The sequence below is a fragment of the Roseimicrobium sp. ORNL1 genome (assembly GCF_011044495.1).
Classification (GTDB): Bacteria; Verrucomicrobiota; Verrucomicrobiia; order Verrucomicrobiales; family Verrucomicrobiaceae; genus Roseimicrobium.
In genome coordinates, this window is record NZ_CP049143.1 from 4,007,582 (window position 1) to 4,032,879 (window position 25,298).

General features: G+C 59.6%; 23 protein-coding genes. 13 read left to right on the plus strand and 10 right to left on the minus strand.

The genetic code is table 11. The features are described 5' to 3' along the window. Positions 1 to 83: 83 nt before the first annotated feature. Both G5S37_RS16250 and G5S37_RS16255 read right to left on the minus strand, forming a co-directional pair. A complete protein-coding gene (locus G5S37_RS16250) occupies positions 84 to 917 on the minus strand; it encodes a protein phosphatase 2C domain-containing protein (protein ID WP_165205514.1) in 834 nt (277 codons plus the stop codon). 8 nt (positions 918 to 925) lie between these two features. Continuing rightward, positions 926 to 2,062: an aldose epimerase family protein gene (locus tag G5S37_RS16255; protein WP_240914653.1), complete on the minus strand. Its 1,137-nt coding sequence runs from the start codon at positions 2,060 to 2,062 to the stop codon at positions 926 to 928. A gap of 152 nt (positions 2,063 to 2,214) precedes the next feature. Between G5S37_RS16255 and G5S37_RS16260 the strand changes: the two genes are divergently transcribed. From G5S37_RS16260 to G5S37_RS16270, 3 genes are all read left to right on the plus strand, one after another. Continuing rightward, positions 2,215 to 3,486 (plus strand): leucine-rich repeat domain-containing protein, encoded by a 1,272-nt coding sequence (locus G5S37_RS16260; RefSeq protein WP_165205515.1) that lies wholly within the window; start codon positions 2,215 to 2,217, stop codon positions 3,484 to 3,486. A 169-nt stretch (positions 3,487 to 3,655) separates the two neighbouring features. Continuing rightward, the gene (locus G5S37_RS16265) at positions 3,656 to 4,357 is read left to right on the plus strand and encodes a L,D-transpeptidase (protein ID WP_165205516.1); all 702 of its coding nucleotides are present in this window, start codon (positions 3,656 to 3,658) and stop codon (positions 4,355 to 4,357) included. A 109-nt stretch (positions 4,358 to 4,466) separates the two neighbouring features. Continuing rightward, positions 4,467 to 4,925: a GNAT family N-acetyltransferase gene (locus tag G5S37_RS16270; RefSeq protein ID WP_165205517.1), complete on the plus strand. Its 459-nt coding sequence runs from the start codon at positions 4,467 to 4,469 to the stop codon at positions 4,923 to 4,925. A 26-nt stretch (positions 4,926 to 4,951) separates the two neighbouring features. Here the strand turns inward: G5S37_RS16270 and G5S37_RS16275 are convergent, their stop codons facing one another. Both G5S37_RS16275 and G5S37_RS16280 read right to left on the minus strand, forming a co-directional pair. Then, entirely contained in the window at positions 4,952 to 5,338 is a 387-nt protein-coding gene (locus G5S37_RS16275) for a hypothetical protein (RefSeq protein ID WP_165205518.1), read from the minus strand. 263 nt (positions 5,339 to 5,601) lie between these two features. Next, positions 5,602 to 7,452 (minus strand): GreA/GreB family elongation factor, encoded by a 1,851-nt coding sequence (locus G5S37_RS16280; protein ID WP_165205519.1) that lies wholly within the window; start codon positions 7,450 to 7,452, stop codon positions 5,602 to 5,604. 161 nt (positions 7,453 to 7,613) lie between these two features. On the opposite strand from G5S37_RS16280, the gene G5S37_RS16285 reads away from it, so the two are divergent. The 4 genes from G5S37_RS16285 (at position 7,614) to G5S37_RS16300 (ending at position 11,385) form a co-directional block, all read left to right on the plus strand. Next, positions 7,614 to 8,033, plus strand: coding sequence for an exosortase system-associated protein, TIGR04073 family (locus G5S37_RS16285; protein ID WP_165205520.1), 420 nt, complete (start codon positions 7,614 to 7,616; stop codon positions 8,031 to 8,033). A gap of 146 nt (positions 8,034 to 8,179) precedes the next feature. Then, positions 8,180 to 8,737: a hypothetical protein gene (locus G5S37_RS16290; RefSeq protein WP_165205521.1), complete on the plus strand. Its 558-nt coding sequence runs from the start codon at positions 8,180 to 8,182 to the stop codon at positions 8,735 to 8,737. A 45-nt stretch (positions 8,738 to 8,782) separates the two neighbouring features. Next, on the plus strand, positions 8,783 to 10,447 hold the full coding sequence (gene recN, locus G5S37_RS16295) for a DNA repair protein RecN (protein WP_165205522.1): 1,665 nt from the start codon (positions 8,783 to 8,785) through the stop codon (positions 10,445 to 10,447). Between the two features lie 497 nt (positions 10,448 to 10,944). After that, positions 10,945 to 11,385, plus strand: a complete 441-nt coding sequence (locus tag G5S37_RS16300) for a hypothetical protein (RefSeq protein WP_165205523.1) — start codon at positions 10,945 to 10,947, stop codon at positions 11,383 to 11,385. 344 nt (positions 11,386 to 11,729) lie between these two features. Here the strand turns inward: G5S37_RS16300 and G5S37_RS16305 are convergent, their stop codons facing one another. Further along, positions 11,730 to 12,635, minus strand: a complete 906-nt coding sequence (locus tag G5S37_RS16305) for a DMT family transporter (RefSeq protein ID WP_206026021.1) — start codon at positions 12,633 to 12,635, stop codon at positions 11,730 to 11,732. Positions 12,636 to 12,898: 263 nt separating this feature from the next. After that, the gene (locus G5S37_RS16310; protein ID WP_165205524.1) at positions 12,899 to 14,902 is read right to left on the minus strand and encodes a DNA gyrase/topoisomerase IV subunit A; all 2,004 of its coding nucleotides are present in this window, start codon (positions 14,900 to 14,902) and stop codon (positions 12,899 to 12,901) included. A 333-nt stretch (positions 14,903 to 15,235) separates the two neighbouring features. Between G5S37_RS16310 and G5S37_RS16315 the strand changes: the two genes are divergently transcribed. Next, positions 15,236 to 15,574, plus strand: a complete 339-nt coding sequence (locus G5S37_RS16315; protein WP_165205525.1) for a glycine zipper domain-containing protein — start codon at positions 15,236 to 15,238, stop codon at positions 15,572 to 15,574. Between the two features lie 159 nt (positions 15,575 to 15,733). On the opposite strand, the gene G5S37_RS16320 is transcribed toward G5S37_RS16315, so the two are convergent. Next, the gene (locus G5S37_RS16320) at positions 15,734 to 16,819 is read right to left on the minus strand and encodes a hypothetical protein (protein ID WP_165205526.1); all 1,086 of its coding nucleotides are present in this window, start codon (positions 16,817 to 16,819) and stop codon (positions 15,734 to 15,736) included. An 85-nt stretch (positions 16,820 to 16,904) separates the two neighbouring features. Continuing rightward, the gene (locus tag G5S37_RS16325) at positions 16,905 to 17,936 is read right to left on the minus strand and encodes a hypothetical protein (protein ID WP_165205527.1); all 1,032 of its coding nucleotides are present in this window, start codon (positions 17,934 to 17,936) and stop codon (positions 16,905 to 16,907) included. Positions 17,937 to 18,051: 115 nt separating this feature from the next. On the opposite strand from G5S37_RS16325, the gene G5S37_RS16330 reads away from it, so the two are divergent. The 3 genes from G5S37_RS16330 (at position 18,052) to G5S37_RS16340 (ending at position 20,046) form a co-directional block, all read left to right on the plus strand. Next, positions 18,052 to 18,465, plus strand: a complete 414-nt coding sequence (locus G5S37_RS16330; protein WP_165205528.1) for a hypothetical protein — start codon at positions 18,052 to 18,054, stop codon at positions 18,463 to 18,465. Positions 18,466 to 18,718: 253 nt separating this feature from the next. Further along, positions 18,719 to 19,714: a LysR family transcriptional regulator gene (locus G5S37_RS16335; RefSeq protein WP_165205529.1), complete on the plus strand. Its 996-nt coding sequence runs from the start codon at positions 18,719 to 18,721 to the stop codon at positions 19,712 to 19,714. A 2-nt stretch (positions 19,715 to 19,716) separates the two neighbouring features. Beyond that, positions 19,717 to 20,046 carry a DUF2917 domain-containing protein gene (locus tag G5S37_RS16340; protein ID WP_165205530.1) on the plus strand — a complete coding sequence of 110 codons (330 nt, stop codon included), beginning with the start codon at positions 19,717 to 19,719 and terminating at the stop codon, positions 20,044 to 20,046. Here the strand turns inward: G5S37_RS16340 and G5S37_RS16345 are convergent. After that, entirely contained in the window at positions 20,043 to 21,326 is a 1,284-nt protein-coding gene (locus G5S37_RS16345) for a glycosyltransferase (RefSeq protein WP_165205531.1), read from the minus strand. The two genes, G5S37_RS16340 and G5S37_RS16345, sit on opposite strands and share 4 nt — an antisense overlap. A gap of 132 nt (positions 21,327 to 21,458) precedes the next feature. Between G5S37_RS16345 and G5S37_RS16350 the strand changes: the two genes are divergently transcribed. After that, entirely contained in the window at positions 21,459 to 22,100 is a 642-nt protein-coding gene (locus G5S37_RS16350; protein ID WP_206026022.1) for an HAD-IB family phosphatase, read from the plus strand. A 7-nt stretch (positions 22,101 to 22,107) separates the two neighbouring features. After that, positions 22,108 to 23,157, plus strand: a complete 1,050-nt coding sequence (locus G5S37_RS16355) for an iron-containing alcohol dehydrogenase family protein (RefSeq protein WP_165205532.1) — start codon at positions 22,108 to 22,110, stop codon at positions 23,155 to 23,157. Positions 23,158 to 23,195: 38 nt separating this feature from the next. Here G5S37_RS16355 and G5S37_RS16360 read toward each other — a convergent pair whose 3' ends face one another. After that, a complete protein-coding gene (locus tag G5S37_RS16360; protein ID WP_165205533.1) occupies positions 23,196 to 25,196 on the minus strand; it encodes a DNA topoisomerase IV subunit B in 2,001 nt (666 codons plus the stop codon). Positions 25,197 to 25,298 lie beyond the last annotated feature (102 nt).

Here is a 25,298-nt window from a genome sequence, read left to right on the forward strand (position 1 = left end):
CTATTTACTACGGTCGCATGACCGTGACTTCGCCTGCGAAGGGATTTCCCTTCGTCAGGCTGCGCCAACGCGAGACACGTTGGTTACGGCACCTTTACCAGTGCGATGGTCGTGTTGTCCTGCTTGGGATGTTCCGCACAGCGCACGCCAAACAGGAGGGCATCCACGAGTTTGCCGGCGGACGAGGTCTTTCCGAAAGTGAGCAACTCTTCGATTTGATCCATGTCCAGAGTCAGCAGACCATCGCTGGCCACGACAATGATGTCGCCGCTCTCGATGGGGTACGGTTCCATGCGGGCATCAACAAGTGTAAGTGGGAGGCCCATGCAGGCGGACTGGAGCACGTGGCGGTCAGGATGGCGTGCCGCCTCCTCTTCCGTCATCTCGCCCTTCCTCACGCGCTCTTCCAAGATGGGCGCGAGGGAGTGATCCGCGTTCAAGCGGGTAAGCTTGTCCTTGCGGAAGAGGTACAGCAGGGAGTCCCCCACGCTTACCCAATGCAGATGCGACTGCGTCACCACGATTCCCACGAAGGTGCTGCCCATGGGCGCCTTGTCGCAGTTCAGCCGGTTGGAAATCACACGCAGGCTTTCATTCGCCGACTCCAAAGAGACACGCATGCGCCACGGCACGCTGAGGGTGCTGCGCTTGTAGGCCTTTACGAATTCGGTGACCAATTGATAGCTGGCTACATTTCCGCCGATGTGCGCGCCGAGGCCATCGCCCAGGGCGACAAGCAACTTGGTGACGGGCTTCTCCTTTTTGTCAGAGGCGTCGGCGAAGGCATAGTAATCCTCCTGCTTTTCACGATAGCCGACATACTGTCGACCGGCGAAGTCCCGTTCCACATGGAAGGGGCCGGCGGAGTCTGCGGTTGCTGCTGCTGGTGGTGGTGTTGGGGCCGCGATGTCGTTCACGTGTAATGTTACTCCGCGCTAAACTTGAAAATGGTGGTGTGCTGGTAGGTATCGCCCGGCCGCAGAACGGTGGAGGGGAATTCGGGGCGATTGGGGCTGTCTGGATAATGTTGAGTCTCGAAGCAGAAACCAGTGCGGAAGTCATAGGTGTGGCCATTTTTGCACCCCGTGAGCTTCTTTTGGTGATTTCCTGTGTAAAACTGTACACTAGGTTCGGTGGTAAGCACCTCCAACACGCGTCCAGATGCAGGATCTTTGGCGCGAGCGGCGGTTTTCATGCCCGTACCCCCATTTAATACATAGTTGTGGTCATATCCTTCGCCGTAGCGCACGGCGGGATAAGACGACCCGATGCGCGCACCGATGCGCTGGGGTGACCGGAAGTCGAGTGGAGTGCCTTCCACCGAGGCTATCTGCCCGGTCGGAATAAGTCCTGAGTCGGTCGGCGTGAAGGAGTCCGCATTGATGCTCACCACATGGTTGGTGATGGGACCGCTGCCTTCGCCGGCGAGGTTGAAATAGCTGTGGTTGGTGAGGTTCACCACCGTCGGCGCGTCCGTGGAGGCCGTGTATTCGACCTCCAGGGAATTGTCATTGGTCAGGACATAGGTGACCTTGCTGTCGAGTTTACCGGGATACCCCTCTTCCATGTTCGGGCTGGAATAGGTCAGCTCCACGCCGACACCGTTGGAGCGGGAAACCTCGCGGGACTTCCACACTTTCTTGTCAAAACCGACCTTTCCACCGTGCAGGTGGTTGGGACCATTGTTCACCGCCAGGGCGTATTCCTTGCCATCCAGCGTGAATTTCCCCTTGCCTATGCGGTTGGCATAACGGCCAGCGACACAGCCAAAGAAGGGATTGCGTGTTTCGTAGTCCTGCAGGGTGTCGAACCCAAGCACGACATCGGCAAACTTGCCGTCACGATCCGGCGCGGTGAGGCTCACGATGGTAGCGCCATAGTCGGCGATGCGAACCTCCATCCCCCTGCTGTTACGCAAGGTATAAAGGGTGACTTTATCACCGGATTTAGTAGTGCCCCAAGTTTGATGATTCACGCTCATGCCGCCCTGACCAATGGACTGGCAGGAACTCAAGCCGAGCGTGGCAGCAACGGCAAAGAAAATCAAGGGAGCGTGCTTCATCTTGTGCAATTTAGGACGCATCATTGCAACTTGGTTGTGCGGCGTCAATACCTACGGTGCGGTCATGAAAACGACATCGTTCCTGAAGGCGAAAGTTCATTGAATATCACGGCGTATTCGCCAACCAATCCGATTCGCAATCTCTCCCGCTCATGAAGCATTGCTTACTCATTGCCAGCGCCACCGCCTTCATCTCCGCCGCAGTCCTGCCCTCCTCCTTGTTGGCGCAGGCTACACCTGCGGCACCGGCCCCAGCTCCGAACGCCACCGAGACCAAGCCGGCTCCTGCGCCCGCGCCCTCTCCGGCCCCGGCTCCCGCGCCCGCGCCAGAAAAGAAGGCCGACGCTCCCAAGCCCGCCGAGCCCAAACCTGCTCCGGCTCCGGCTCCCGCTCCTGCACCGGCACCGGCCAAACCAGAAGAGAAAAAGCCAGAGGCGGCCAAACCTGCGGAAAAGAAACCAGAACCAGCCAAGCCTGCGACTCCGGCACCCGCACCCACTCCAGCTCCAGCCACGGCTGAGAAGAAGCCCGACGCGCCAAAACCTGCTCCCGCTCCTGCGGAGAAGAAACCTGATGCACCAAAACCCGCTGCTACCGCAGCAGCACCGGCACCTGCCAAGCCCGAGGAAAAAAAGCCTGAGCCTCCCAAGCCCCAGCCCATCTTCAAAGACAAGAATCTGGAGGCTGCCGTACGCAAGCAGGTCTTCGCCAAGCGGGAGAACAACGAACCCATCGTGGCGGCAGACGTGGAGAGCGTCTCTTTTGTGCAGGGCAAGGGCATGAAAATCACCGACCTGAGCGGCCTGGAACACTGCAAGGCATTGGCCCAGCTCGAACTGCCCAACAATGAGATCAAGGACCTCTCCCCCATCAAGAATTTGGAGCGTCTCCAATTCGTGGATCTGCAGAACAACCAGATCAGCGACATCGGCCCGATTGGTACGCTGAAGGCGCTGCAGTACCTGGAGCTCACGAACAACAAGGTCACAGACGTCACTCCGCTGGGGAACATTCCCGCCCTTACGTCCGTCTATCTGACGAATAACCAGGTCAAGGACGCCGCCGCTCTTTTCAAGCTGCCCAAGCTTTCCTCGCTGTACCTTGAGGGCAATCAGCTCACCAGCCTCAACGGCATCGGCGCCTGCAAGTGGCTCGGCATGCTCAACCTGAAGAACAACCAGATCGTGGACCTGGCGCCGCTGGAACCGCTGATGGAACTACGCTGGCTCTTCATCGACGGCAACAAGGTTGCCGATATCGCGCCTCTGCATCGCATGCTGAAGAAGGACATGGATGGCCCGCGTGAGTTCGCCCCCTACTTGAACCTCTACCTCGGCGGCAACCCGCTTTCGGATCCGTCAAAGGCGCTCGTCGAAGAACTCAAGAAGATGAGCCTGAGGGTGAACGACGTGGTGACGAAGTAGCCAACGTAGCTTGCGAGTCCCTTCACGAGGATGGCCTGACGCCAAAACTCGCGAAGGGATTCCTCCCACGTCGGGCTGCGCTAACGCGAGTTACGTGGAGCTTGGACTACTTTTCACATCCACTTGTATTGAGGAGATTTGTGCCTATGTAGTGTGCTTGTCTCCCTTCATGAAATCCACTCTGTCCTCCGCCAAAGCACCGTTCGTCCAGCTCCTGACAGCCCGGTTTTTGACATTGGCAGTCGCTTCTGCATTTGGCCTCACTCTCGCCTCGTGCGCCTCCAAGCCCAAGCCTGCTCCCCAGCCCCAGAAGTCGCAGGCATTCCAAATGTATGAGTGGAACGCCGAACTGGCCGCGAAGACCACCGCGCCGGCTTCCGTGGTGATCTATCTGGACAAGCAGAAAGCGCACTTCTTCAAGGGACGCCAGCAGGTCGGCTGGACCTACGTAGCCTCCGGCACCGCCTCGCACCCGACCCCAAGCGGCAGCTTCAAGGTCATGGAAAAGACGCCGGACAAGATTTCCAATCTGTACGGCAAGCTGCTGGACTTCGACGGCAATGTCGTGGACGGCGATTTCAACATCTCCAAGGACACCCTCCCGGAGGGCTACCGCTTCTCCCCTGCCCGCATGCCACTCTACATGCGCCTGACCAGCGACGGCGTGGGCATGCACGTGGGCCCCATCCCGAAGCCCGGCCGCGCAGCCTCCCATGGGTGCATCCGCCTTCCCCGCTTCATGGCAGAGAAGTTTTTCGCCAATGTGTCCGTGGGCACCCCGGTGACCATCCACGCGACCAGCCCGGCGGATGGCGTTGCTGTGGCACCGACCGCTGCGGAAAAGAAGAAGGGACTCTTCAGCGGATCGTAGGATTCGCTTGAAGGTACTCCAGGGCGGTTTGATGAACCGCGGCTGCACGAAGTTCCGAGCGAACGCCCCGCTCCGCAGTCGCTGGGCTGGGAGCTCGTGAAGCAAGGCCATGCGCGCGCTTTCCTCGATCCCACCGCTGCCTCCAGAGCACCTCGAAGGTGACTCTGTCACGTTGCGATTCGCGACCCTCGTTCCGGGTGATGCGGCACTCGGGTTCGTGCCCTACTACCATTTCCGCATTTTGGTGGGTGGCACCGATGTTGGTCACATCAATTTGCGCGTAGGCGACACTGAGCACGTCCTGCGGAGCGCTGGGCACATCGGGTTCGAGATTGCCGCACCTCACCGGGGCCATCGGTACGCCCTTTCCGCCTGCCGTGCGCTCGCTTCGTTTGCCCGCTCCCTTTCCGAACGATTCATCCTCACTTGCGATCCGGACAACCACCCCTCCCGGCGGACCCTCGAACTCCTCGGCGCGGCATTTATCGACGAGGTTTCAGTGCCCATGCACGACCCTCACTATGCGCGCGGATCACGGACCAAGCTACGATTTGAGTGGACTCCCTGAATGCGGCTGACCCTGCTTGTCGCCCGCTAGAAAACCCCGTCACACCAGAGGCGGTAACGCTGGAAAATCGAGGCAAAAGGAGGGTACTTCTCCGCGAAATGCACCGGCGCGTAGATGATCTGCATCCACACGGGTCTCTTGGGCAGCTCGTTGTATTTGAGCTGCACAATCTCGAACCCTCCCTCACGAGCAGACATACTGGAGGGTCCTGAGGTTGAAGTACTGGCACCGCTGCCTGCCGCAGTCGCATCCGCAGCGGGACCTGGCGCAATACCCACGGGCAGCGTGCGGCTGTTCTGTGCGTAGTGTCTCTCATGCCACGCCTCCACCGGCGGACAGCTCGCCACGTAGAGCAGGACACCGGCGGACACCCAAAACCAAAGATGTGTTCTCCCACCCGCGGGGCTGCTCATGGGCGGAGTATGTGCAAAACGTGCACATAAGGCAATACTTAAGCGAAATCTGCCTGTGCGTGAGGGGGATGGGGCCTCATGGGCGGATGAAGATTGGCTGCAAAGCAGCGAAAGCAGCAGGGCAACAAAGGTTGATTGGTGCCGTGAGGGCACCCATCCGCTAAGATCAAAAAAATGGAAGGTCCCTCTCGGAAACCTTCCATCAAGTCTTTGCTGGTTGGCTGCTTTGCGTTTTCCCAAAACAGCCACGAGCCAGCACCCGACTAGGCCGCAGCCGTGATGTACGGGCGGATGGCTACAACGCGCACCTTGCGGCTGGCTCCGGAATCAGTCGGCACCTCGGACTCTTCTCCGGGCTTTTTGCCGATGAGAGCCTTGGCCATTTCGGACAGGTAGGAAAGGATGTGCTTATCCGGATCGCCATCCCACGCGCCGAGGATGGTGTAGGTCTGCTTCGCGCCGGTCACGACGTCTTCGATGTCCACAATGGTGCCGATGCCCACCGTCTCGGTGCTGGAGCCGACGAAATCCGTACCACGAGCGTTGCGCAGTTCGCGCTCGTACTTGGACTGCAAACGCAAGAGCACCGCCTGCTGCTGACGGGCAGACTTGTACTCGAAGTTTTCGCGAAGGTCGCCGTACTCGCGGGCAATCTGGATATCCTTCTTGTTTTGCGGAATCTTGTTCTTGACCAGATCCTCAAGGTCCACCTTGCGCTTCTCCATGCTCTCCCACGAGACCACGAGTGCGGACTCCTGGCGGCTGGCATTGTTCTCCATGAGCTCCTGGAGTTCCGGTCGCGCCTTGATGAGGCGGCCCATGAGGGAGCGGCGGGTGAGGTCGTCAAACACCTGGGAGGCGAGGATGCGCTTCGAGAAGAGGCGCAGCTCGTCATCATCCGCATCTTTCACCATCTCGCCAACAAGTCCGGCGTCTTCGGCGAAGGCATCATAGAGACGGCCCACGCGTTTCGGTCCGCCAGCGGCATTGTCGTCCTCGATGGCACTGATGATGGCATTGCCGAGATCGATGTCGAACACGCTCTCGGACTTGCCATTGCGCTCCTTGCACATCCAGATGAGGAGATCCGTGCTGAGCTGGCGGTTGCGCACGGAGCGCTTCAGGAACTCGGCGAGCTGGTCCAGCTCATCATTGGCATCGAGCACAGCGGCGATTTCCGCCACGGCACGGCCACCGGTCTTGGTGAGGTGGTTCAGCGATTCCTGCACCCAGGCGCGCTCAGGGAAGGCGGATGGGAAGGCGCGGTAGAAACGGCTGAGCAAAGCGGCTGGCAGCGCGGAGCTGGCCTCTGCGAGCGTAGGACGTGCATCGCGCAGCAGTTCCTCAATCTTAAAGGAACCCTCTGGTAGCGCGGCCTTGGCCACTTCTGCGAGTTCGTCACGGGCGAGCAGGAGCTGGAGCGCCTCCTTGGGGTGCAGCTTCCAAGCCTTGCGCACGGTATTGCTCACTTCGTCAAAAGCAGGAGCGAGCTGCGTGGACCTGTCGGTAAAAAGATCGAGATCCTTCTGGATGCGGGCCAGAGCGGTGAGCTTGGCCTTCATGTCGCGGGCTTTCGCAAGATCCGCGATCATGGCATCCGCGGGGGTGACACCTTCAGCATCGCGGCGCATCAGCAGTTCCGTACGCTTCGCGGGCACCACCACATGGCGGCGGTCCTTCAATGCCTTCTTCGCTGCTGACCACCAGGTCTTGTAGTCCGCGGCAGAGACAACGCGGGGCGACAGAAGCGCTTCCAAGGCATCGAGCGACATGGAATTGCCGTGGCTCTTCAAAGAGAGCTCCACGAGTTCGGCGGGATTTTCCGTGGCCAGTTTCTTGAGTCCATCGAGATCCGCCACGCGGCGGGCCAGCAGGTGTTCGTCGGGAAGAAGGTCGAGAGAACCAATGGCAAAGGAGAGCTTGAGCGGATGGCCCTTCTTCTCTTCGAAGTCCACCACCAGGCGATCACCCAGGAGGTCCCATTCAGCGATGCGGCCTGCTCCCCAGCTTTTGTGCACGACACAGGCTCCTGCTTGCAGCTTGCTGAGTTTTTCTCCGTCAGGGCGGGAGAGCTTGCCTGCTTGAACCAGTTTTTCAGCCTCGGGGTGCATCATGGGAGGGTGAGGATAGAAAGCAGGGCCCCCGGTGCAAAGGAAATGTCATGTCGCACCGCGGATGTGTGGTGGATGTTTCAGGGAGAGAGATTTCCGTGGTAAGAATGTGGTTTTCAGGCTTGCCAAGGCATGGCGGCTTTGGCTAACTGGAATGGAATTTCATGAAAAACCGAATTATTCTCCTCCTCGCCGGTGCTCTTCTCGTGAGCACGCCTGTATTTGCTGACATCCAGGCATCCCCTGCCAGCAAGTGGGACTGGAGCCGCAAGCTCTCCCGCTCGCTCGCCAACGTCGCCTACGGCTGGTCGGAATACCCCATTCAATGGCAGAAGGTGAATGAGGAAGACGGCAACAGCGCCGCTTTCACCTCCGGCATCGTGCAGGGCACGCATCGCACCGTGGTGCGCCTCGGCTACGGTTTGTATGAGTTCACCACCTTCCCCTTCCCCACTTACAAGGGTGGCTATCGCCCACCTTACCGGACGAAGGAACGCTTCAACACCTGGAAAGGTTATCAGGAGTTCCCGCCGCAGGTGGGCTTCACCTCGCAGGCAGGATACAGCCGCAACCAGAGCTGGTAAGCTGGCTGACAGCCTGACCACATCTTAGCCTTTCAAAAAGCCCGGCAGTGATGCCGGGCTTTTTGTTTGGTGCGCGCAAAGTCCCGCCCCCCCCGCATTTCGAAAATAGTTGCAGCGGAATGCTGCGGTCGACGGTCTAAGGAGGGATGAACTCGACCAAAATCGTGCGGGCTGTTTTGGCCCTCTCGCTTGCGGCGAATCTCGCCCTCGGCTGGATGCTATGGCAAGAACGGCAGCATCCGGTACAGCCAGACACCCGAAGCATTTCGGCTTCCTCCACGAAGGCCATGACCAAGCTGGAGCCCCAAATCCAGGCTCTGGCTCAAGCTCAGGCACCAGCCCAAGCACCAGCCCAAGCACCAGCCCAAGCCCAAGCTCAACCTCAGACTACGCCGGTCTCCGCGGTGGAATCCGCCATTGAACGCGCTCCGCGCATCGAGCCCCCGTTACCCCCGTCCACCCGCGCGGGAATGACAACGAACCGGCGAGACGCAGCGCTCTTCCTCAACCCGACAATCGCGCCTCCGGTGGATCCCAGCAAGATGCCCGCCTACCTGAAGCTCGAACGGCCCGAGCGCAAAGCCTACGGACCGCCCCTACCGCCAAACCCATACGCCGCGCCCCCCTGGGAGGAACGTCTTCCCTATCGTGAAGACCAGTTCAAACGGGGCCTGTATTCGGTTCCATTGAAACTCGACAAATAGTTAAGATGCGTTTCACTCCGGGCGCACGATTTTCGCACGCGTCCGATGCTCTCCCTGCTCAAGATCCAGAACCTCGCCCTCGTCGAAGATCTCTCCTGGGAACTGGCCCCCGGTCTGGTCGGGGTGACTGGTGAAACGGGCGCGGGCAAGTCCATCATTGTCGGTGCGCTGAAGCTCATCCTCGGAGAGCGCGCGGACCGCGGACTCATCCGCACCGGCGCGGAGACCTGCTCCGTGGAGGCGATGTTTGACCTGAAGAAGACCGATGCGGTCGATGCCATCCTCGCTGAGAACGGACTGGATGCGTTGAATGGCGAGTCGCTCATCATCCGGCGTGTCATCGGCGCGAGCAGCAACAAGCAATTCGTCAACGGCTCCCCAGTCGTCTCGCAGATGCTGAAGAAACTGGGCGAGCACCTCGTGGACCTGCATGGTCCTCATGATCACCAGACGCTGAATTCCCAGGAGCGGCAGCTGGAAATGCTTGATGCCTATGCGAGCGCTGATGACCTTGCAGGGAAATACGCCATCGCCTACTCCGCCTGGCGGGATGCCGTGCAGGAATATGAGAGCCTGGCCACCAGCGAGCGCGCCTCCGAACAGGAGATCGACATGCTGCGCCACCAGATCAAGGACATCGAAGGCGCCAACCTGAAGGAGGGTGAGGAGGAAGAAATCGAAGGCCGCCACCGCATCGCCGCCAATGGCGCGCGTCTGGTGGAGCTGTGCAACGGCGTAGCGGACCGCCTGAGCGAAGGTGGCAGCAGCATATTAAATGGCCTGCGGGACGTCGCCCGCATGGTGCATGAGTTGGAGAAGATCGACCCGAAGCTGGCCGAGAGTCTTGGCGGCTTCCAGTCCGCGCAGATCGAACTGCAGGAGATGGAAATCACCATGCGCGACTACGTGGAGGGCATCGAGATCGAGCCTGCCGAACTGGAGCGCATGGAGGAGCGCATGCACGTCTTCCAGACCCTGAAGCGGAAGTACGGCGGGAGTGTTAAAGCGGTGCTCGAGTTCAAGGAGCAAGCCAAGCTGAAACTGGATCGCTTGGAGAACCGGGGAGATGCCCTGGAGAAACTCAAGCAGGCCGTGGACCGCGCTCGTGCCGAGGTGGACAAGGTCGGCGGTGAACTGTCTGCCAAGCGCAAGGCCGCCGCGCCTAAACTCGCCAAGGACATCAGCGGTCATCTCGCGGACCTCGGTTTCAAGAAGGCGGTCTTTGAAGTGCCTCTCACTGCGAACAAGGAACCGGAGCGGGACGGCTTGGAGACGGTCGATTTCCAGTTCGCACCCAATCCTGGCGAACCTCTGAAGCCTCTGCGTTTAACCGCTTCCAGCGGGGAAATGTCCCGTGTACTGCTGGCAGTGAAGAGTGCTCTCGCAAAACAGGACGGCATCCCGCTGATGGTCTTCGATGAAATCGACGCCAACGTCGGCGGGAACATTGCCGAGGCGGTCGGCCGCAAGATGGAGACCCTGGCCACACGGCACCAGATCATCGCCATCACCCACATGCCGCAGCTCGCGTCCCTGGCGCAGAGCCACTTTGTCGTGGTAAAAGAATTTAATGAAAAGAGAACGCGCTCCCTTCTCCGTGAAGTGAAAACGGAAGAACGCGTGGACGAATTAGCCCGCATGCTGGGCGGCAAGACCGAAAGCGCGCGGAAGCATGCGGAGAGTTTGTTGGCGGGGGCGGCGCGGGGGTAGTTTTTTGGGGGCGGTGAGAGCGACTGAGTAGTTTCGCGCGCGGTCGGGTTGTGATGCACTGAGCCTACCACCTCCGCCCGCTATAGACGGACGCGCAGGAGCGCATCCCCTACCGTCCATTTTTTGGGGGAGCGCTTACCTCGAGGATCTTGGAGGGCGGAACCGCTGCCAAAGTGGATAGGCGAAACGCATCAGAGCGTCTGATGTGCTACTCGCTCAGCACGTGAGCGCGCTCCTTCTAAAGTGGACGGTAGGGATGTGCTCCTGCGCGTCCGTCTATAGCGGGCGGAGGTGGTGGGTCTGGACCGTTGCAAACCAAACCCACGTCCTATTTCCCCCGTCATTAACACGCCTTTTTGTCTTCACCCTGACCATTTCTATTGCACCTGCCTCTACCCACCTGTTCCATCGCACCACCCATGGCACGTTTGAATGAACACGACGCCAACCGGATCGGGCGGCATACACCCGCCCAAGGCATCGTGCTTTCGCCGACCATGCCCCTGATTCTGTTCTGCACCGTCCGCACCAAGGCACAGTCCGCATGGACGGCACAGGAGTTGGTCCACAACACTCTCCACGACATCTGGGTAAGTGACGCCACTGTGTGGCTGGTCGGACACTATGTCCTGATGCCTGACCATCTCCATTTCCTCTGTTGCCCACGCGCCGCCAGTGACAATGTGTCGGTCGAGGACTGGACCCAGTATTGGAAATCGCGCTTCTCGAAGCGGGTGCAGCAGCCGGAGTGGAAGTTTCAACGTGGGGTGTTTCATCATCGCGTGCGCAACGATTACCAGCTTCGTGAGAAGTTGGACTATATCCTCGAGAACCCTGTGAAGGCGGGGTTGGTGGAGAAAGCCGAAGATTGGCCGTGGCGTGGCTGTGTGCATGACCTTTCGGCGCACAATCGTTCGTTCGGGCGTGGGGGTGAGTAAGAGTGGCGACGGCGAAGCGTTTGGGGTGGTGCGTGTGATGGTTTGCGATGGCCCTGTCCCACCGCCTCCGCCCGCAACAGCCGGACGCGCAGGAGCGCATCCCTACCGTCCATAATTTTGGGAGGGGCGCTTTCGTCCAGAGCAAGTAGCACCTCAATCGCTTGGGTACATATTTGCTGCCCCATCAGTCTGAAGGCTCACAGAAGCGACTCCGCTCACCACGTCTCGGAAGGTAATCGTCCCTCCACCAAAACTGCGGTAGGGATGCGCTCCTGCGCGTCCGTCTATAGTGGGCAGAGGCGGTGGGCACGGCATATCGTCGCGCCCATTCGTATCGCTATCCCCTACCCCTCCCGCCTCGCCATCCACAGGCCGATGAGCAGAATTACCCCGCCCGCCAACTGGGCGGGCGCGAGGGCTTCTCCCAAGATCACCCATGCGGCAATCGCGGCAGTCGCGGGCTGGATCAGCAGACCCAAGGATGCAGGTGCGGCGGATAACCTGGCCAGAGCGTAGGTGATCAGCGTCTGCCCGCCAAACTGGGACACCAACGCCAAGCCAGCCACGACGAGCCACCCTTTCAAGCTCATGGGCACAATGGCCTCACTCGAAAGCCCGGCCGTTGGCAGAAGCAAGGTGGCCGTCAGCACGCCGCTCAGGATCATGATGGTGACCGTGCTCAGGCCGCGGTCCCGGGCTGCTTTCACGCTCAAGATGTAACCAGCATAGAACACGCCCGAAAGCACTCCCAAGGCATCGCCCTTTAGTGTGTCCGGCGTGATGTAGGCATTCTTGCCCACCAGCAGCGCAGTGCCAGCCAAGGCCACAACCATGGCGCCCAAGAACTTCCGGCTGACCTTGGTCCCGAAAAAAAGCCAGCCCATGAGCACGACGAAAATGGAGGCCAGGTTCGCCTCCAAGGTCGCGTTCGCCACGGTGGTGTACTTGATGGACCAATGCCAGATGGCGAGGTCGGCGGCGAAGCACGCACCGACCAGTGCCAGCACGGACCAGTCCTTGGCGCCCAGCCGGGTGAATCTCCCAGCCGACGACGTCGCAGCCCACAGTCCCATCATGGGCAGGGCCAACGCGATCCGCCAGAAGGCGGTGGCGCTCGGACCGACCTCACTGAACCTCACAAAGATGGGAGCAAAGCCAATGCCGATGGCTCCGGCAATGAGGGCAAGGAGGCTGCGCGTATGCAAGGTCACGAGGGAAATGAGGAAGGCACGAAGCGAGAAGACAGGCACTACAATTCGTCTGCCACAATGAAAGGGACGGCGCTTTTCATACTCGCAGATGTGATAGCCAACAGGAACACGCCCCAGCAATCAAGTGTCGCCATGCGACACTTCCCCGCCATGTCTCATGGGAAAGTTAGCATTTAATCCATGCTAACTTTTGTGCTACCACACGAGGAGCCTTTTCAATAAGAGCGGCTTAAGACCCGAATTTATCGATCTAGATCCACAATAAATACCAGAAAACACGCTGTAAGCGGGCAGTCTCGAAATCAGGATTGCTTCTCACTTCTGTCGTGAATGATCTTCTCCACCGACTTCTCAGTGACGATGTTGCCCTTGCTCTCGCGACCCTTGATCGCCAGATCCGCGAAGGGATATGGGAATTCATCCACCCGCATGCGCAGTTCATGCTTGAGTTTGATGAGCAACCTCTGCGAGTTACTCTCCTCCTCGGTCTCATGCCGGGCGAAGTAAAGCACGCGGGTACCGGCTTCCTCGGAGGTGAGGTGATACTCCTTGTCCCGGGTGATGCCTCCGACGCGGAATCGCTTGGCATACACTTTCCCCGCCTTGCCGTCGCGGTAGATCATGGAGTAGACCGCCTGCTCGTCGCGCTTGAACACGGCGACATGGCAGGGGTTCTTGCCCACGTGGAACTTCGGCGCGGCCTTCACCACGCTCATGCTTCCCTCGCGGGTGATGAAAAGGACCTCATCCAACGCAGAGCATTTGCCGATGGCCTCCCCTTCCTTCTTCAGGCCGTAGCCAGCGAAGCCTTCCTTGGAGTCGAGGTACAGGGTCTCGTTAGCGATCGCCACATCTGAGGCGGCCACGCGCTCGAAGCCCATGATTTGGGTGCGGCGTTCCCGGACCTTGCCGTAGTCCTTCTTCAGGCGCTCGAAGTGAGAGATGGCGTACCGCGTGAGCTGCTTGAGATGCTTCTGGGTCTGCTCAATTTCCCGCTCCAGGGCGACGATGGCCTCGTCCGCCTCGAAGGAGTTGAACTTGGAGATGCGCTTGATGCGGATCTCAGTGAGGCGGTTGATGTCCTCCTCGGTCACCTCGCGTTTGAGCAGGCGGAGGTAAGGTTTGAGCCCCTTCCAAATGGCGCCGATGACGGCATCCCAGCTCGTGGCTTCTTCGATGTCGCGGTAGATGCGCTTCTCGATGAAGATCTTCTCCAGGGATGAGAAGTGCCACTTCTCCTCGAGTTCGTTGAGTTCCACCTCGAGTTCTTCCTTGAGAATCTGCTTGGTGTGCTCGGCGCTGTCGCTCAGGAGTTCGGTGACGCTGATGAAGCGGGGCTTGTCATCCTGAATGACGACGGCGTTTACCGCGATGCTGACCTCACAGTCGGTGAAGGCATACAGCGCCTGGATGGCCTGCTCGGGATCCGTGCCGCTGGGCAGGTGCACGAGGATCTCCACAAACTCAGCCGTGTTGTCCTCCACCTTCTGGACCTTGATCTTGCCCTTCTCATTCGCCGCCACAATCGACTCCTGAATGCTGGTCGCCGTGGTGCCGAAAGGAATCTGGACGATGCGGACCATATTCCGCTTCGGCACAATCTCGATCTTCGCCCGCACGCGGATGCGGCCGCCGCGCTGGCCGTCGTTGTAGTCACTGGCATCCATGATGCCGCCCTGCGGGAAGTCGGGGTACAGCACGAAGACTTCATTCCGCAGTGCCTTGATGGAAGCATCACAGAGCTCGACGAAGTTGTGTGGCAGGATGCGGCAGGAAAGACCCACGGCGATGCCCTCCACACCCGAGGCGAGCAGCAGCGGGAACTTTACCGGCAGGGTGACGGGCTCCTTGTTTCGACCATCGTAGCTCTGGGCCCAAGTGGTGACCTTCGGGCTGTACACCACATCCAGTGCGAACTTGCTCAGACGAGCCTCAATATATCGTGGGGCAGCCGCGCCGTCGCCGGTGAGGATGTTTCCCCAGTTCCCCTGCGTGTCGATGAGGAGTTCCTTCTGCCCAATCTGGGTCATGGCATCGCCAATCGAAGCGTCCCCGTGCGGGTGGTACTTCATGGTGTTGCCCACCACGTTGGCCACCTTGTTATACCGGCCGTCTTCCAGCTCGCGGAGCGAGTGCATGATACGCCGCTGCACCGGCTTGAAGCCATCGTTGATGTGCGGCACGGCGCGCTCGAGGATCACGTAGCTGGCGTAGTCCAGGAACCAGTCGCCATAGAGTTCATCCACGTGCTTGGTGTGCTGCTCGGGTGCGGGAGATGAGGAGGAATCGGGGGAAGCGGGGGCCACAGAGCGGAAGCGGGTGAGAAAAGTACGGAACGGTTAGGTATCCGCAGGTTTGCCCGGTTTTCAAGCATCAATCCATCCGGGCCCAAAAGCGTGCATGCAAAATGCAAACCGGCCGTGCAACGGGCACGTATCTGTTCATGCAGGTTGCCTCACTAGCGCTCCCAAACCCACCTCACAACCACCTCATCCCGTGCAGAATACACGACCAGAGGATTATGATGGCCTTCCGGCGCAATTTATGCATAAATTTTGAAGAAACGAAGCATCTGCACGTCCAAAGAAACCCCACTCAGTGGTTCTGTTCCAGAAACCCAATACCAACCCCACCAGACCATGAAAAACGTTAAGCGACTCACCCTCGCTCTACTCACAACCCTTTCCATCAGTTCCATGTCGTGCACCAGCGGCCCGAATGCCCAAACGGGCACGGTGCTTGGCGCGCTTGGTGGTGCCGGCCTCGGCGGCATCATCGGCCATCAGAGTGGTCGCGGCCTGGAAGGCGCAGCCATCGGTGCCGGTCTCGGCGCTCTCGGCGGCAACCTGATTGGCGGTGCACAGGACCAGCGGAACTACTACAACAGCCAGGGCTACTACGGCGGCCAGGGCAACGGCTACTACCGCAACTACGGTCCCCCGCCCCCTCCTCCCCCCCGCGGCGGCTACTACTATTGATCGTATAGTCTTGAGCCACCCGTCTCTGCTCCTGACGGCTTGTCAGGGCGGATGGGGATGCTGAGCCGGGCTCGAATCTGCGACCATTCACCGCGCTTCGCCACTGGCTGGAGCGCGGTTTTTTGTCGATGAGCAGCGCTCTGCTGGAGGACTTCCCGCCTACTTCACAGCGGTGTGGGTCTGCACCACCCACTCCATGGCCTTGACCTCGCCCTCAATACTCATGCGACGGAGGAACTGCTTCACCTCGGTATCACTCAGCTTTGGCATCAACCGTTTGCAACGTTCCACGAGCGCCATGATCTCGCTGGACTCGTACCTCCCCTTCTCCAACTGCTCGATGGTAAAGACTCCGGTCCCCGGCACATCGTCCGAAAGTTCGAACTGGCTCAGCAGATGACTGTCAATCATGGTTGCCGCCATTCGGTCCATCACCATGCCCCGTCCTGTGGATGTTCTCAGCTTTTCCGCAAGATCCAGCATTTCCTTGCCAGCGGGTCCTCGAGCAAATGCCGGCTCAGCGCTGACTAGCGTGGCGAGTTCCACCAGAAGACTGAAGTGCTGGCCTTCCATTCGGGACGCCCCCAGCGACTCTGCCTGCAGGGCTTCATAACCTGCGCTCCGGTAGGCCTTCGACACCTCCCGGCTGAACTCCTCATGATACTGGGACGGCCGGCCCCGGCTGACGGCGGACTGAAGTGCGTCCAACGCGTCGTCGCTGTTTCCATTTTTGAATGCGGTCAGCGCGGCCTGATACCAACCCAGTGAATTTTTGGGATCATTCTCCTGCATCCGCCGGATCCACTCCTTGGAGCCACCGCCCAGTTCACTCCCTCGCATGAGCATGGTCGCGGAGACTCTGGGGTTTTCAGGATAACGCTCCGCGGCCTCCCGCAACCAAGATGCTTCGCCATTGGATAGAACAAATGCAGTCAGCAGACTGGCGGCGCTACGTCCCTCCTGCACGACATACGCCTCCAGTTGCGAGGGAGTGAGCTCCGGATAGCCGTCCTCACCCGGCCCCATGAATATCAACTTGGCGGCAGATGGGATTTTCTGTCTTCCCAAAACGGAGGTGGCTCCTGCCTTGGTATCGGGATCTACTTCGGCAGAAACCGTTTCGCGATTGGAGGACGGCTTCACCTCCCTACCGCGGAAGAGCCACATGCCCAATGCCACAGCCACACCTGTCAGCACGACGCCGATGGTGGCAAAGGCGCGAGGATACACGTTCGAGGAAGGCATGCCTGAAGGAAGTTTTCTCCAAAAACTCAATGGGCGAATGACATCAGTTTCCCCGACGATTGGCGATAGGAAAATCACCCGTTTGTCACCTTCCACCCTTCGTTCGCACGACCCACTGCATCGCGGGAATCTTGCCCTCGGTCTCCACGCGGCGCTGGTACTCCTTCATTTCTGCTTCGCTCAGCTCAGGGAGCACGCGGCGATATTCCGTGACCAGAGCAGCTGCTGCGGCGAGCTGGGATGAATCAAGCTCGACCACCGGCACTGTCGGAGAACCGACGGGAGGTGTCATGTAGCTGTCGCCGCTCATGAACGGAGACACACTACCCAAGCCAGACCCCGAGCCTGAACCGCCAAGGACATTCGCCACCATGTTTCCCACAGCCCGACGGGTGCCACTGGAGAGATTGAGGCCGCTTCCATTTCCCGATCCGAGGATGTTGTCCAATGATCCACCCCGCCCCTGCTCCAGTCGACTTTGCACTTCCTGTTGCAAGTCCATGAGCGCGGACACCTGGTTCAGCGTCATGTCCGCAGCTGCATTGGCATTGGCTCGCAAGGCGGCATTGCCGGGGCTGTTGAATGCCTGCAACGCCTCTCTCAAGACATCCTGCGAATAGCCACCCAAGGTCGACGCATCACTCCTTCCCAATACTCCTGGAAAAAATCCGTTTTCGAACAGGCTGCCGCGCATCGCATTCGGTTTGTTGATCAGTTCCTCGACGAGCGGATGGTCCGGCGGTTTCTGACTCGATGTCTGGTTGAGTTTGGGCAACTCCTCCTGCGAAAGGATGTAGGAGGTCAGGGCTTCATTCGCCGCCTTTTGTTTTTCCTGTTCAAGCATCGCGGCAAACTCCTCCCGCGTGGGCTGCCGTTCCTCATCCACGAAGGCACCCTGCGTCAGGCTGGGAAGTGCGGAGGTGGATGATGTGGCAGCATGTCCTCCGCCTGCTTTGGTTTCAGGCGTGGACCTTGCCTCGTTTGCGACGCTGCCACGCTGGAAGTGTTTCAGGAAATCCTTGTTCCGAAAATGCCAGGCACCCAACGCAAGGGCTACTCCCGCTGCAAAGGCACAGGGGACGGCAATGACCCAGCGGAGGACTTTCGGCGAAGACATGACGAGGACCCTTGTCGCGGTTGGTTGACCTCCTTATAGGAGCAAAATTCACGCACGCTGGCGACACAAAACTCTCCGTGGACATGACACTCTCGAGCAGTAGGATGAAGTTCGCATGAGCAAATTGGCAAAGGGAACAGGCACTCCAGCATTTCTCGTCACCCTGGCCTTCCTGATTATAGGAATCCTGGCCCTGTTGTTCGTCTCAGACTCAGTCGTCGGAGCACTGTTTTTTCTGCCGTTTTCGCTGGGACCGCTTCTTGTCTCATTATTACTGGCCGCCATCTCCCCCAGCAAGTCTTCCCAGAAGGCACTGATCACCGGTTCAGTCCTGTATGCCGCGTGGTTCACCTACATGTATTTGGAGGTCTTTCACTGGCATCCGGATCCACAGGGTGCCATCGCCATGCTCTTCGTGGGTGTGCTGTCGTTGCCCGTAATGATTCCTGTCTGGATCATCTCCCTGGTCGTGATGCGTCGGCAACCCTCTCAAGACTCGGTGCCACAAGACGGTGAGCGTTCGGCGTAGCCCTCGGCGACCGCTGCCACCTCTGCCGACCTCGATGGCCGCACACTTGGCCAGTGACGCGAGCACGGCGGCAGAGAGAGTCGTCAGGCATGGGGTCCGTCCGGGCCATTCAAAGATCCGATGAACTCCATCAGGGAATGCAATTGGCTGTTCCTCTGCCTTGGAGGCATTCTGGGGCGTAATCCTTCCCCAAGAAGACACCCCTCTTCCTTTCTCATCGCGCACCACCTGCAACCACCTTCACCTCACAGACATGGAACTCTACCAACTCCGCACCTTTCTCACGGTCGCTGAAGAAGGGCACCTCACCCGCGCGGCAGAGAAGCTTTTCACCAGCCAGCCGGCGGTTAGTGCGCAAATCCGCGCGCTGGAGGATGAGCTGGGGATGAAGCTCTTTGAGCGCAGCTCGCGTGGCATGCAGCTCACCCAGGCAGGCAAAACCCTGTGCGAGCAGGCACGACGCGTGGTAAATGCGGCACGCGACTTCAAGCACAGCGCCGACGGCCTGCGTGGTGCGGTGTCTGGCGAACTCGTGCTGGGGCTGAACAACCGCCCGGAAATCCTGCGCCTCATGGAGATTCTCCAGGAGCTGACGTTGCGCCACGCGGACCTCAGCTACGAACTGGTCAATGGCAGCAGCGGCGTGATCATCCAGGGACTGGAAGAAGGCAGCATCTCCATCGGTTTCTTCGAAGGGCAATGCGAGAGCCCGAAGATCACCTACCACGAGTTGGACACCATCGAGCTCTGTCTCGCCGCTCCTGCTGCCTGGGCGGAAGAATTGACCACACCCGATTGGAAGGCGCTGGAGTCGAAGCCCTGGATCTTCGTCTCGCCCATGTGCTCCTACTTCCGGACCATCCAGCACATCTGCCGCGAGCAGGGACTGCAAATCGCCCCGCGCTTCCGCGTGAATGAAGAGCTGACCGTGCTCAATCTGGTGGCGGAGGGACTGGGTGTCACCCTTCTGGCTCGCCGCCAGATCGAACTGCACCAGTTTGAGGGACGCGTGGTTCCCCTGCCCCATTTCCGCGCCGTGGTACCTCTTAGCCTGGGCTACCTTACCGAGCGCGCGAATGACCCGGCCATCATGGCTGTGCGCGACACGGTGCTGGATGTCTGGGGCAAGCCGAAGGAGAACAGCGATCCTGCACCTTACACGAGCGCAAAGACCGTGCCGTCGGCTTCACCATCCCGTCGCAGCACCAGCACGAGCACGACCAATTCTTCCAACCTCCGCCGACAATGATCATGAGAGCTTCTGTTTGGTCCGATGAGACAACGCTGGATCGTGAGACTGCGAGTCCAGCAAGCAAGAGTTCCCGCTCCACGAACCCCTCTACATCGTGGAAGCCCACACCCAAATCGCCCACCGTACAACTTGCGCGCGGCGGCACCTTTAGCAAGCCGTTGGAGAAAGGTGAACGTGTGTCCGTGACAGTTACCGCAGGTCATGCGTGGATCACCATGGAAGGTGATGCACAGGATCACGTGCTGACGGTTCATGAGAGACATGAGTTCGCCGGGCCGGGATTGCTGGTGATCGAGGGACTGGAACAGGGAGCAAGAATCCAACTTTAACCGGAGCGCCCTTGAGCCGTTGAGAGCCCGCTTTTGATCTGACCCTCCACCAGATCCGCTGCCGCAGCAATCCCATCCGTCTCGCGGATGCGCTGGGCGAACTCTTGAGTGCGTCGTTTCGCTTCGGTATTGGCCAGCATCTCCTGCACGGCAGCGCGCAGATGAGCGGCTTTCAGTGCGGCGATGGGAATCACCTTCGCCACGCCAAGATGCCGCAGTCTCGCGGCCACACCCGGCTGATCGTTGGTGATTGGCAGGGCCACCATGGGAACGCCAGCGGCAAGGGTCTCCAGGGCGGTGTTCAAGCCTGCGTGGGTGATCACAAGCGAAGCACGTTTCAGCAAGGCAACTTGAGGCGCAAAGGGCACCACGATGGGATTGCCCGGCAGCGCGGGCATTTCAGTGCGAGCCTTTGATCCCAGCGCAATGACGAGTTGCGAGTCGAGCCCCTCGCATGCCTCTGCGATGCAGTGGAAAGTTTCATCCACACGATTCTGCAAGGTGCCGAGGCTCGCATAGATCAGCGGCCTGCCATCCAGCTTGTCCCAGGGAAAAGAGCCATCCGTTGAGCCGTTAGCCTCGTGACGATGCCAAGGACCCGTATAGTGGAAATTCGCAGGCATCTGACGGGGCAAATCAAACCAGGCCGGCTGCTGCGAGAGGTAGGTGAACTGCGGAAGCACGGCGACCTGAATGGGCATGGGTTTGAGCTTCCACCTACGGCGCTGGATATTCACGCTCGCATGGAAGTCGGCGCAAAGCAGGCTCATGGTTTTGTAGGTCAACCAGACACCGAATCGCTCCCTGGCGTTCCGCGGGGGCGCCCAATGCGTGGGAAAGGGAGGCACATTGGGATCCGGATGGATGGCCAGGGCATTGCACAAACCGATGGTGCGCACACCGGCATGTTCTCCAGCGGTGAGTGCGCCCGAGACAGTCTGATCGGCAAGAAGCAAATCGGTCTGGTGTTCGCGTAGCAGCGCGGGCAGTTCACGCATCCAGGCTGCTGAGGAAGCGCGGAACCAGGTCACCGTGTAGCGCAGCGCTTTGAAGCCTTGCAGCTTCCCAAGCTCCGCCGTTCGGCGTTTCACTTCACCAGCAGGGAAGCCGTCCTCACCCACGGGATGAAAAGCCAGCCCCGTGGCTTCCGCCTTCTCCTTGCCATCCAGGAAGGCGTAGACCGTCACGTCATGCCCACGCCGTGCCAGTTCCTTGCCCAAGGTGGTGGCGGGATTCATGTGACCCGGAATCGGTGGCACAGCGAGGGCGATGCGGCTCATGGCGGTAATCTACCGACATCCTGCCCACCACGCCTTAGATTTGGATTCAAATGTGGGACACACTCCCCCCGTTCGCATCTCATGGTGAAACCCGGCGCAACTCATGCTTGAATAGCATGCCTGCGCAACGCCATGAATATTCTCGTATCCGACTTCGACGGCACGCTCACGGAGCATGACTTCTTTGAGCTGGTGCGTCGACGCTGGCCGCTGCCGCCGGAGCAGGATCCGTGGAATCAATATTGGGCAGGTGAGATCACTCACTTCGAGGCACTGGCCCGCATTTTCGCTGGGATACGTTCGCGGCCTGGGGAGCTTGAAGCCATGGCGGAAGCCACCGGGCTGGACCCGAATGTGGGCAAAGCTGTGCAGAATCTCAAGGATGGCGGTTGGGAAGTGGTGATCGCCTCTGCCGGCTGCGGTTGGTATATTGAGCGTCTGCTGAAGAACGCAGGCGTGGCGGTCAAAGTGCACACGAATCCCGGCAGCATCGGCTCGCAGGGTGAATTGCTAATGACGCTACCCTACAAGGACAAATTCTTCAGCGACACCACAGGCGTAAACAAGCTCGCCGTGGTGCAGGATGCGATGGAGCGCGCGGAACGGGTCGCCTTTGTGGGTGATGGAAGGCCTGACCTCGAGCCGGCGCTGCTGGTGCCACCGCAATTGCGATTCGCCCATGGATGGCTGGCGCAGGAACTGGAGGCACGTGGAGAATCCTTCCAGCCGTTCCAACACTGGTCGGAGATTGCTGAAATCCTCACCCGCTGCTGACGCCCCCATGCTGCCCTCACGACAAACCGTAATCCCCTCCCTCGTGCGCGTGAAACCGCACGCACTGGACCGCATGGGGGTCTATGCGAAACGGCACGCCTTTGAGCAGGTGCTCCTGCTCGTGAGCAAGGATCTGGATGAACGGATTGTCAGCCGGGTCACCAAGGCCTTCGCGACAGAAAGGATTCACCTCCTCGAACGGATCGATGTGGCATCGGGGAGCTTTGAAGCAGCCGTCGAATTGTTTGAGCACGCCGCACCAAAGGCTGATGCCATTGTGGGATTGGGAGGTGGCAAGGCGCTGGATGTGGCGAAGTATCTATCCCATCTGGCGCGCCTTCCTTATCTCGCGGTGCCCACCTCGCTCTCGAACGATGGCATTTGCAGCCCGCAGTCCAGCCTCACCGTTTCGGGAAAAAGACGTTCGCTACCATCAACCATGCCTTTTGGTGTGATCATCGATACGGCGGTGTGCCTGGGAGCGCCTGAGGTACTGTGGCATTCGGGCATCGGCGACATCGTGGCCAAGCTTACTGCGGTAGCCGATTGGAAACTCGCCTTCCATGCCAATGGCACTGCAGTGGATGACTTCGCCGCACTGCTTTCAGATGCCAGCGTTTACCAGTTCCTTGGGCGACCCATCCGGGATCTTGAGGGCACCAAGCTGCTGGGCACCGCTCTCATGCTCAATGGCATTGCCATGTCCATCTGTGGCTCCTCGCGACCAGCGAGCGGCAGTGAGCATCTCATCTCTCATGCGCTCGATCATCTCTCTGCCAGGCCGCGACTTCACGGTCTGCAAGTCGGCGTGGCCTCGTATCTTGTAAGCCGATTGCAGGGTGAGAATACCGACTCCATTGCGCAGGCCTTCATCACCACTGGATTCTGGCAATCCATCATCCGCGATCCTTTCCTAAGGGCGGAGTGGTTGGATGCCATCAAGATGGCACCCACGATCAAAGATGATTTCTACACCGTGCTCTCGTCCCGAGACTGCCTCCCCGAGGTGGCGGAGATGCTGAAGAGTGACGCGCTGCTGAGGGCGTGTTTTGTTTAAGACACGCCCTGCATTACGCTCCCGGAAAATATCGCTCCTCAGAACGGCGCCATGAGCGAGGGATCGGCGGCAGCGTCCTTGGCTTTCTTCTTCTGCTTGGCGGCGAAGGCGGCATCGCTGGTGGGGTCGAGGTTCTCCTCTTCCTTTTCGGCTTCGTCTTCGATCACATCGCGCTCGACGCGCAGGTGCTTCACGATGTACTCCTGCCGTTCAGGCGTATTCTTGCCCATGTAGAACGAGAGCAGCTCTTTGACATTCTTGTGCTCGGGAGCGCTACCGTCCGCAGAGGCGTGTTCGTCACGAACCGGCATCAGCACGGGCTCCAGACGCATCTTGGGTCCGATGAAGTGCTTGAACTCATCGGGTGAGATTTCGCCGAGTCCTTTGAAGCGGGTGATCTCGGGATTGCGGCCCAGCTTCGCCATGGCCTTCCTCTTCTCGTCCTCGCTGTAGCAGTAGATGGTTTCCTTCTTGTTGCGCACACGGAAGAGCGGCGTCTGCAGGACGTGCACGTGGCCGCGGCGGATGACTTCCGGAAAGAACTGCAGGAAGAACGTGATCATCAGGAGTCGGATGTGCATGCCGTCCACATCCGCATCAGTCGCGAGGATGATGTGGTTGTAGCGCAGCTCCTCGAGGTCCTCCTCGATGTTCAACGCGTGCTGGAGCAGGTTGAACTCCTCGTTCTCGTAGCAAACCTTGCGTGAGAGGCCGAAGCAATTGAGCGGCTTTCCACGAAGGCTGAAGACGGCCTGGGTGTTCACGTCGCGGCTCTTGGTGATGCTGCCGCTGGCGCTGTCACCTTCGGTGATGAAGAGCGTGCTGGATTCGCGCGCCTTGTCCTTCGTGTCGAGGTGCACGCGGCAATCGCGGAGCTTCTTGTTGTGCAGCTTGGCGCGGCGGGCGTTCTCACGCGCCACCTTCTGGATGCCGCTGATCTCCTTCCGTTCCTTTTCGTTGGCCTGGATTTTTTCCAGCCACGCCTTCGCCACCGCAGCGTTCTTGTGAAGGAAGTTGTCCAGTTCCTTGGTGATGGTGTTGACGATGTGCGTGCGCAGGTTGCGCCCGTTGGGCTCCATCACGTTGCTGCCGAGCTTCGTCTTGGTCTGGGACTCGAAGACGGGCTCCTGCACCTTCACACTCACCGCGCCGACGACGCTGTTGCGCACGTCCGCAGGGTCGAACTGTTTGTTGAAGAACGCGCGCGCTTCCTGCACCAGCGCTTCGCGGAAGGCCGCGAGATGTGTCCCCCCCTGCGTGGTGTACTGGCCGTTCACGAAACTGTAAACTTCCTCGCCATAGCTCGTGGCGTGGGTGAAGGCGCACTCGATGTCCTTCCCCTCCAGATGGATCACGGGATAGAGCGGTTCCTCGGTGAGCTTCGCCGCCACGAGGTCCATGAGGCCATCCTTGCTGCGGAACTTTTCGCCGTTCAGCGTGAGCGTGAGGCCGGGGTTCAGCCACGAGTAGTAGCGCAGCATCTCCCGCACGAAGTCCAGCCGGTAGGCGAAGTCGCTTTCGAAGCAGGTGTTGTCCGCGTGGAAGATCACGCGCGTACCGCTGTGCTCGGAAGAATCCTTGGGATTCTTCATGTCCTTCACCACCTCACCTTTGGAGAAAGTGATCTCGCGCATCTTTCCTTCGCGGAAGGCTGCGATGTCGAAGCGGTCGCTCAGGGCGTTCACCGCCTTGATACCCACGCCGTTCAGGCCCACGCTGCGCTGGAAGGCATCGCTGTCATACTTGGCCCCCGTGTTGATTTGGGAGGCGCACTCCATGAGCTTGCCCAGCGGGATGCCGCGGCCGTAGTCGCGCACCGTGACGAGATTCTCCTCAATGGTGATTTCGATCTCCTTGCCGAAGCCCATGGCGTGCTCGTCGATGCAGTTGTCGAGGACCTCTTTGAGCAGCACGTAGATACCATCCTCCGGCGCCGAACCATCGCCCAGCTTGCCAATGTACATCCCCGGACGGAGGCGGATGTGCTGGCGCCAGTCGAGGGACTTGATGGAATCTTCGGTGTAATTGTGCTCGGCCATGGGGGTGGATGAGGAGGGGAAAAGGGTCTGAGGAAAGGGCTTAATTAGGGAGTCTTAAGCTTCAAGAAGGAATACTTGGGAATGGGGCGTGGGTCAACCCTT